This is a genomic window from Aeromicrobium sp. PFPM2_SD2 (assembly GCF_057364525.1).
Window position 1 is genome coordinate 1 of record NZ_JBNFNZ010000580.1, and the last position, 1,303, is coordinate 1,303.

4 protein-coding genes are annotated in these 1,303 nt (G+C 73.1%); 2 read left to right on the forward strand and 2 right to left on the reverse strand.

Features of this window, described 5'->3' with window-relative positions:
• The coding region (locus AC2W7G_RS16520) for an inositol monophosphatase family protein (RefSeq protein WP_485869396.1) at positions 1-256 on the forward strand (256 nt) is incomplete at its 5' end.
• Between the two features lie 61 nt (positions 257-317).
• Positions 318-617 carry a DUF4193 domain-containing protein gene (locus AC2W7G_RS16525; protein WP_485869397.1) on the forward strand — a complete coding sequence of 100 codons (300 nt, stop codon included), beginning with the start codon at positions 318-320 and terminating at the stop codon, positions 615-617.
• 94 nt (positions 618-711) lie between these two features.
• Here AC2W7G_RS16525 and AC2W7G_RS16530 read toward each other — a convergent pair whose 3' ends face one another.
• Both AC2W7G_RS16530 and AC2W7G_RS16535 read right to left on the reverse strand, forming a co-directional pair.
• Positions 712-1,068, reverse strand: a complete 357-nt coding sequence (locus AC2W7G_RS16530) for a DUF4235 domain-containing protein (protein WP_485869398.1) — start codon at positions 1,066-1,068, stop codon at positions 712-714.
• Positions 1,043-1,303, reverse strand: a 261-nt coding sequence (locus tag AC2W7G_RS16535; protein WP_485869399.1) for a DUF3093 family protein, incomplete at its 5' end; no start/stop codon positions are given. The genes AC2W7G_RS16535 and AC2W7G_RS16530, both read right to left, overlap by 26 nt.

The window sequence follows — 1,303 nt, forward strand, 5'->3', positions numbered from 1 at the left end:
CTCCCCGCAGGTGCGTGACGTGCGGCGCCTCGGCGCCGCGACCCTCGACCTGTGCTCGGTGGCCGACGGGACGCTGGACGCGTACGTCGAGGCCGGTCTCCAGCCGTGGGACCACGCCGCCGCCGGGCTGGTCGTGACCGAGGCCGGCGGCGTGCTCGGCGGGCACGACGGTCGCCCCGGTGAGAGGCTCGTCACGGCCACCCATCCGGGGCTGGAAGCGGAATTTTCCGCGGCCGTCCGGGCTTGTGGCTTCTGACGGCGCGGGGGTTGCGGCGGTGTGCAACAATCGCCCGCGTTGAGCCGACTAGGAGGAATGCATGGCGACCGATTACGACGCGCCTCGCAAGACTGACGAAGAGCAGTCCGAGGACAGCATCGAGGAGCTGAAGGCACGTCGCCACGAGAAGAACTCGGGCAAGGTCGACGAGGACGAGGTCGAGGCCGCGGAGTCGTTCGAGCTTCCCGGGGCGGACCTGTCCCACGAAGAGCTGTCCGTGCAGGTGGTCCCGAAGCAGTCCGACGAGTTCACGTGCGGGTCCTGCTTCCTGGTGCACCACCGCAGCCAGCTCGCCGAGGAGCGCGGCGGCGTGATGATCTGCCGCGACTGCGCGTACTGATCAGACTTCTTCTCGGGAGTGAGCGAGGCCTCGGTGACCTGTCGGTCGCCGAGGCCTTCTGCTCGTCCAGGGGCGGCGCGGACGCCGCGGCGGGCTACTTGCCCGGACGCACGCGCTTGATGCCCGGAGGCAGGTCGCCGGTCGACTTCACCCAGTAGGACGCCGCCGCACGGCGGGTCCCCATGCGGACGAGCTCGACGAGCGCGCCGCCGACGACCGCCCAGACGACGGCCTCGCGGGTCGCCACCTCGGGGCTGCGCGAGTCGGTCGGGGCCGGCTTGCCGGTGACGACCTTCCACGCGCCGGTGGACACGCGCCGGGCCAGCAGGGCGCCGACGACCACGCTGCCGCGGTCCATCAGCCGCCAGGTGCTGCGCGCCGACCGCGACGGCTTGCGGGGTGCCGTCGCCGTCGCCAGCGTGGGCTCAGCCTTCTTCTTGCGTCGTGCCACGGGGGTCCTCTCCATTCGGGTCGGGATCAGTCTGCCCGAGGTCGAGGGCGTCGGCGAGCGCGACGGGACGCCCGCTCGACACCAGCCAGTACGGCGCGGGGTCGGCGGGGTCGGTGACCTCCACCCGGACGCCCCGGCGGGCCCACGGACGCGTGAACAGGACGGCGCGGTGGTCGGCGCGGGGGCGTGCACCTCGCGGTACCCGGCCGCCGTCCAGCGCCGCGCGCGTCCCATC